At 70.1% G+C, this 6,625-nt stretch carries 7 protein-coding genes; all 7 read right to left on the bottom strand.

Going from position 1 to position 6,625, the window contains the following annotated elements; all coding sequences use genetic code 11:
• Positions 1-683, bottom strand: a 683-nt coding sequence (locus Q0112_RS12635) for a heavy metal translocating P-type ATPase (protein WP_297975840.1), incomplete at its 3' end; no start/stop codon positions are given.
• Positions 680-1,132, bottom strand: a complete 453-nt coding sequence (locus tag Q0112_RS12630) for a FixH family protein (protein WP_297975839.1) — start codon at positions 1,130-1,132, stop codon at positions 680-682. The genes Q0112_RS12635 and Q0112_RS12630, both read right to left, overlap by 4 nt.
• Positions 1,129-2,685, bottom strand: a complete 1,557-nt coding sequence (gene ccoG / locus Q0112_RS12625; RefSeq protein WP_297975838.1) for a cytochrome c oxidase accessory protein CcoG — start codon at positions 2,683-2,685, stop codon at positions 1,129-1,131. The genes Q0112_RS12630 and ccoG overlap by 4 nt, the downstream gene beginning before the upstream one ends.
• A 144-nt stretch (positions 2,686-2,829) precedes the next feature.
• Positions 2,830-3,702 carry a cytochrome-c oxidase, cbb3-type subunit III gene (gene ccoP / locus Q0112_RS12620; RefSeq protein ID WP_297975837.1) on the bottom strand — a complete coding sequence of 291 codons (873 nt, stop codon included), beginning with the start codon at positions 3,700-3,702 and terminating at the stop codon, positions 2,830-2,832.
• Positions 3,692-3,922: a CcoQ/FixQ family Cbb3-type cytochrome c oxidase assembly chaperone gene (locus tag Q0112_RS12615; protein WP_297975836.1), complete on the bottom strand. Its 231-nt coding sequence runs from the start codon at positions 3,920-3,922 to the stop codon at positions 3,692-3,694. Before Q0112_RS12615 ends, ccoP begins: the two co-directional genes overlap by 11 nt.
• Before the next feature lie 9 nt (positions 3,923-3,931).
• On the bottom strand, positions 3,932-4,657 hold the full coding sequence (gene ccoO, locus Q0112_RS12610) for a cytochrome-c oxidase, cbb3-type subunit II (protein ID WP_297975835.1): 726 nt from the start codon (positions 4,655-4,657) through the stop codon (positions 3,932-3,934).
• Between the two features lie 12 nt (positions 4,658-4,669).
• Complete coding sequence (gene ccoN, locus Q0112_RS12605; RefSeq protein ID WP_297975834.1) at positions 4,670-6,268, bottom strand: cytochrome-c oxidase, cbb3-type subunit I; 1,599 nt, start codon at positions 6,266-6,268, stop codon at positions 4,670-4,672.
• Positions 6,269-6,625: the final 357 nt, after the last annotated feature.

Below are 6,625 nucleotides of genomic sequence, written 5' to 3'. Positions count from 1 at the left end.
GCGAGGTAGCGGCCGACCAGCAGGAAGAAGGTCAGCATGATCGCCGCTTCGTAGTAGGCGCGCGGGCCGGAGGCGATGGTCTCCATCAGGCTGACGCCGAGCGCCATCAGGATGGCGGTCGAGATCGGCACGTCGATGTCGAGGCGGCGGGCACGCAGCGCGCGCAGCGCGCCGCGGAAGAAGGGCTGGGCGGAGAAGGCGACGGCCGGAAGGGCGATGGCGGCGGAGATCCAGTGCATCAGGTCGCGGGTCGAGCCTTCGGCGCCGGACCAGACCGAGACCGAGAGCAGCATCACGTTCATCGAGGCGAAGCCGGCCACGGCGATGCGGGCGAGCAGGTCGCGCCCCTCGGCGTCGACGCGGGTCGCCTCGAGGGCGGCGCTGTCGAGCGGGCGGGCCTCGAAGCCCCGTGCCTCGAGGGCGGCGATGAGGCGCGGCTCGAGGCCGGGGGTGTCCTCGGCGGTGACGGAGACGCGCTTCAGCGTCAGGTTGACCCGCGAGGCGGCGACGCCGGGCTGGGCGTCGAGGGTGCGCTCGACGCCGGCGATGCAGGCGGCGCAGTGGATCGAGGGGAGCGAGAGCTCGAGGCGACGCAGCGCGGCCGGGGTCCGCGCCGCCGCCCGGAGCTCCGGCTCGGGAGCGGCGGCGCAGGCGGGGCAGGCGGCGAGCGCGGTCTCGGTCATCGCACGACGAGGTCCCGGCGCTGGCGGAAGGCGGTGCCATCGGCGGCGGTGGCGCTGATCTCGGCCCGCCAGGCGCCGGGGCCGAGGCGGGCGAGGGCGGCGTAGCCGTCGGGGGTCTCCTCGAGCGCCAGCGCCCGGTCGTCGCGGCTGGTGGTCGGGCGGCCCATGGTGACGGCGATCCCGGCCGGGCGCACGGTCCTGCCGGCGCCGTCGGTGATGCGCAGGGTGAGCACGTCGTCGGCATGCTCGAGGGCGACGGTCCAGCCGAGGGCGACCTGCGCGGCGCGGCGCCGATCGAATTCCTGGCTGGCGGCGTAGCTGTCGTCCACCACCACGCCGGAGAAGGTGCCGACCGCGGTCCAGGTCAGGACGACGTTGGGGATGAAGAAGGCGAGGAAGAAGCCCGCCGAAATGAGCGCCACCCGGCGCCCGGTCAGGACGCCGCTCATGGCTGCCTCCCGTGGAAGACGGTTTCCTCGCGCGCGGTCCGGCCGGAGCCCTCGTCCTCGGCAACGAGGGTCACCGGCATCAGCGGCGTCGCGCTCGCCGGGCTGTCCGGGGCGCTGGTGAGGTAGATCCGCTGCCGCAGCGTGGCGTTGGCCGGCACCGTCACGTCGAGGCCGGTCGCGTTCTGCAGCTCGAGCGCCACCGGGCTCTCCGCCTCGGCGGAGAGGCGGAACACTCGGTCATAGCCGGTCATGTTGCGCAGGCGCAGCTCGTAGGTGTTGCGGATCGAGCCGTCCGACAGGGTGACGTTGACCGGATTGCGCACCGGGTCGGCCGAGATGGTCATGTCGGTGCGCAGCATGAGCGCCACGATCATCGCCAGGCCGATCCCGGCCCAGAGCACGGTATAGAGCATGACGCGCGGCCGCAGGATCCGGCGCAGCACCGGCACGGGCGGCTCGCCGAGGCGCTCGCGCTCGCCGTCGGCGAGCGTCAGGTAGCCGATGAGGTTCGGCGGCTTGCCGATCTTCGCCATCACCTCGTTGCAGGCGTCGATGCAGAGCGCGCAGGTGATGCAGCCGAGCTGCTGCCCGTCGCGGATGTCGACCCCGGTGGGGCAGACGTTCACGCAGGCGTTGCAGTCGATGCAGTCGCCGTAGTGCTCGATCTCGGCGGCACGCGCGGCCGCCGCCGGCGCCGGCTGCCCGGCCGCGTCCCGGATGGGCAGGAGCGGCGAGGTCCCGCCGGTCCTGGGGCCGGCGGCGCGGATCTCGGCCTCGGCCTTCTCGGCGGCGGCGCGGCGCCGCGTGCCCTTGCCGCGCGGCTCGCCCCGCCAGTCGCGGTAGGCCACGGTGATCGTCTGCTCGTCCATCATCGCCGCCTGGATGCGCGGCCAGGGGCACATGTAGATGCAGACCTGCTCGCGCATGAAGCCGCCGAGGGTGAAGGTGGTGGCGGTCAGGATGCCGATCGAGAGATAGGCGACGGCCGGGGCCTGCAGGGTCACGAGCTCGCCCAGCAGCGTCGGCGCGTCGGCGAAGTAGAAGACCCAGGCGCCGCCGGTGGCGATGGCGATCAGCAGCCAGATCGTCCACTTGGTCGTGCGCTTGCGGACCTTCTCGGCGTTCCATTTCTGGTGCCAGAGCCGCACCCGGGCGTTGCGGTCGCCCTCGATCCAGCGCTCCACCAGGATGAAGAGGTCGGTCCAGACCGTCTGCGGGCAGGTATAGCCGCACCAGACCCGCCCCAGCGCCGAGGTGAAGAGGAAGAGCCCGAGCCCGGCCATGATGAGCAGGCCGGCGACGAAGTAGAACTCCTGCGGCCAGATCTCGATGAAGAAGAAGTAGAAGCGCCGGTTCGGCAGGTCGACCAGCACCGCCTGGTCGGGCAGCGCCGGGCCGCGGTCCCAGCGCAGCCAGGGGGTGATGTAGTAGATCGCCAGCGTCACGCCCATGATCCACCACTTCAGCGTCCGGAACCGTCCCTGCACGCGGCGCGGAAAGATCGGCTCGGCGGCGGCGAAGAGCGGCGACGAATCGGTGCTGGCCTGGGTCAAGGCATGGCTCCCCTAGCTTACCTCCGGGGGGCAGGCTACACCGCCCCGGCCGGGATGGCGAATGGCATTCCGGTCACCGGAGCAATGCGACGCGATGCCGCGCCGGGGCCGCGCGGCCCGCGGCGCGGGTGGATCAGGCGCCGGTCACTCGCCGCCGCCGAGGGTGTGGACGTAGACCGCCACCTTGGCGATCTCGTCGGGGCGCAGCCGGTCGCCGAAAGCCGGCATGATGCCGAAGCGGGCGTCGGAGATGCTGGTGTGGACGGCGGCCGCGTCGCCGCCGTAGAGCCAGATCCCGTCGGCGAGGTTAGGCGCGCCGAAATCGCGCCCGCCGGTGCCGTCCTCGCCGTGGCACGAGCTGCAGTTGTCGGCGAAGAGCTGCGCGCCGGCCTGCACGTCGCCCGGCGCGTCGCTCGCCTGCCCGGAGAGCGACAGCACGTAGGCGGTGAGCGCGTCGATCTCCTCGGGCGCCAGCATCTCGCCGAAGGCCGGCATCTGGCTGAAGCGGGTGTCGGCGTCGGCCTCGAAGCGGACCCCATGGCTCACCGTCTGCTGGATGTCGGCCAGCGTGCCGCCCCAGAGCCAGTCGTCGTCGAGCAGGTTCGGATAGTGCCCGACCACGCCCGAGGCGCCGGCGCCGTGGCAAGGGGCGCAGTTGTTGCGGAAGACGGCGGCGCCGCCGGCGGTGGCGAAGCGCAACAGTTCGGGGTCGTTCTCGACGGTGGCGAGATCCGCCTCGATCAGCCGGGCGTCGAGGGCGGCGTTGCGCGCCGCGGCGGCGTCGATCTCGGCGGCGACGGTGCCGCGGCTCGAGTAGCCGAGCAGCCCGGGCGTCGCGCCGGTGACGAGCGGCCAGGCCGGGAAGAGGATGGTGTAGATCACCCCCCAGACGATGGTGGCATAGAAGGTCCAGAGCCACCACCGCGGCATCGGCGTGTCGAGTTCCTTGATGCCGTCCCACTCGTGCCCGGTGGTCTCGGTCTGGGTCGCCTCGTCGACCTCGCGCTTAGTGGCCATCGCCTTGGTCCTTCCCGGAGCCTGCCTGCTTGCTGGAGTGAGTGTCGGGCCTGTCCGCCGGCGGGGCGTCCTCGTTGCGGAAGATCTGCCGCGCCGCCTCGTCGTGCGCCTTGCGCGCCCCCGGCCGGAAGACCCACAGCACCAGGCAGGCGAAGGCGACGATCCCGAGCAGGAGCCCCCAGCTGCCGGCGAAACTGCGCAGGGCGTCGTAAGTCTCCATGCCGTCGCCCTAGCGGCTCGCGTCGGGCTCGAAGGTCGAGAAGTCGACCAGCGTTCCGAGCATCTGCAGGTAGGCGATGACCGCGTCGAGCTCGCTGATCCCCGCCTGGCCGTCGAAGTTGCGCGCCTGCGCCTTAGGATAGCGGGCGAGGAGCGCGTCCACGTCGCCGTTGTCGGGATCGGCCTGGGTGCGGAAGTCGGCGCGGGCGTTCTCGATCATCTCGTCGGTATAGGGCACGCCGGTCATGCGCTGCGCCCGCATGTTGGCGGCGATGCGCTCGGAGCCGATCGGCGTCCGGGCCAGCCAGGGATAGGCCGGCATGATCGATTCCGGCACGATGTCGCGCGGGTTGTGCATGTGCGCCACGTGCCAGTCGTCCGAGTAGCGGCCGCCGACGCGGGCGAGGTCAGGGCCGGTGCGCTTCGAGCCCCACTGGAAGGGATGATCGTACATCGACTCGGCGGCGAGCGAATAGTGGCCGTAGCGCTCCACCTCGTCGCGCATGACGCGGATCATCTGGCTGTGGCAGACGTAGCAGCCCTCCCGCACGTAGACGTCGCGCCCGGCCAGCTCGAGCGGGCTGTAGGGCCGCATCCCCTCGACCTCCTCGATGGTATTGTCGAGGTAGAAGAGCGGCACGATCTGCACCGCCCCGCCGATCGTCACCACGACGAAGCTCAGGACGAGCAGCGCCAGCGCGTTGGTCTCGGACCATTTGTGCAGCTTGAGGAACATCCGAGCGGCCTCCTATTCGGCGGCGACCGTGCGCACCGGGGCGGCAGCCCCGGCGCCGGCGATCGTCTTCCAGATGTTGTAGGCCATGATGATCCCGCCGGTCAGGTAGAGGACGCCCCCGAGGGCGCGGATGACGTACATCGGGTGCATCGCCACCACCGAGTCGATGAAGGAGTTGACGAGGAAGCCCTGGTCGTCGACCTCGCGCCACATCAGCCCCTGGGTGATGCCGCCGACCCACATCGAGGCGGCGTAGAGCACGATGCCGATCGTGGCGAGCCAGAAGTGCCAGGAGACGAGCGAGAGCGAGTAGAGCCCCTGCCGGTTCCAGAGCCGCGGCGCGAGATAGTAGAGCGCGCCGAAGGTGATCATCCCGTTCCAGCCGAGCGCGCCGGAATGCACGTGGCCGATCGTCCACTCGGTATAGTGGCTGAGCGAGTTGACCGAGCGGATCGACATCATCGGCCCCTCGAAGGTCGCCATGGCGTAGAAGCCGACCGCGACCACGAGCATCCGGAGGATCGGGTCGGTGCGGAGCTTGTCCCAGGCGCCCTGCAGCGTCATCAGGCCGTTGATCATCCCGCCCCAGGACGGCATCCAGAGCACGATCGAGAAGACCATGCCGAGGATCTGCGCCCAGTCGGGCAGGGCGGTATAGTGCAGGTGGTGCGGGCCGGCCCAGATGTAGAGGAAGATCAGCGACCAGAAGTGCACGATCGAGAGCCGGTAGGAATAGATCGGCCGGTCCGCCTGCTTCGGGACGAAATAGTACATCATCGCCAGGAACGGCACGGTCAGGAAGAAGGCGACCGCGTTGTGGCCGTACCACCACTGCACCATCGCCCCCTGCACCCCCGGCCAGAGAACGACCGAATGCGAGGACCAGATCGACACCGGCACCGCCAGGTTGTTGATGACGTGCAGCATCGCGATGGTGACGATGAAGCTCAGGTAGAACCAGTTCGCCACGTAGATGTGCGGCTCCTTGCGGCGGATGACCGTCCCGAGGAAGACCGCGAGGTAGACGACCCAGACGATCGTCAGCCAGAGGTCGGCGTACCATTCCGGCTCGGCGTATTCCTTGCTCTGGGTCGAGCCCAGCACGTAGCCGGTGGCCGCCAGCACGATGAAGAGGTTGTAGCCCCAGAAGACGAACCAGGCCGCGTTGCCGCCCCAGAGGCGGGTGGCGCAGGTGCGCTGCACCACGTAGAAGCTGGTCGCGATCAGGGCGTTGCCGCCGAAGGCGAAGATGACGGCCGAGGTGTGGAGCGGGCGGAGGCGGCCGAAGCTCGTCCAGGGCAGATCCCAGTTCAGCACCGGGAAGGCGAGCTGGAAGGCGACGTAGGTGCCGGCGAGGAAGCCGACGACGGCCCAGAAGGTGGTGGCGATCACGCCGGCGCGGACCACGCCGTCCATGTATCCGGCCGGCGCGGCGCCCGCCGTGGCGACCGGCGCGCCCGCGGTGCGGATCGACCAGAGGAAGAGCGCCGCCGCCACCGCCAGCAGGATCAGCGCGTGCGCCCGGTAGACGGCGTCCTCGCCCCAGTTGGCGGCTATCGCGAAGAGGAGGGCGAGCACCCCCCAGACCGCAATCTTGAGTGCGTCGCGCATCGTCTGTCTGCCCCCGTCCGGTGTGGCTCACGGCCGCTCCGAGCCGGCCGCCGCTGCGGTCATTGGCGCATTCCTGCGGGTTTTTGCAAGTCTTCAATCAGATCCTTTGCTGCATCTGTGACATGTTGACGCCCCCGTGCGGGGTTCCCGGAGAGACCCCCGCGAAGGACGCCATGCCCGCAGGATCAGGCGCGTTATACCCCGTCTACCCGATGACCCGAAATTTCTCGGGGCGGATGATGTGGAAGTTGGAGGCGAGTGACGCCAAGCGGCTGCGCGAGCTCGAGGCGGAGAACGCAAGCTGAAGCGGATCGTCGCCGACCAGATGCTCGACATGTCGGCGATGAAGGAACTGCT

This window comes from uncultured Amaricoccus sp., from assembly GCF_937858865.1.
Classification (GTDB): Bacteria; Pseudomonadota; Alphaproteobacteria; order Rhodobacterales; family Rhodobacteraceae; genus Amaricoccus.
This window is presented reverse-complemented; position numbering and strand designations above follow the sequence as displayed.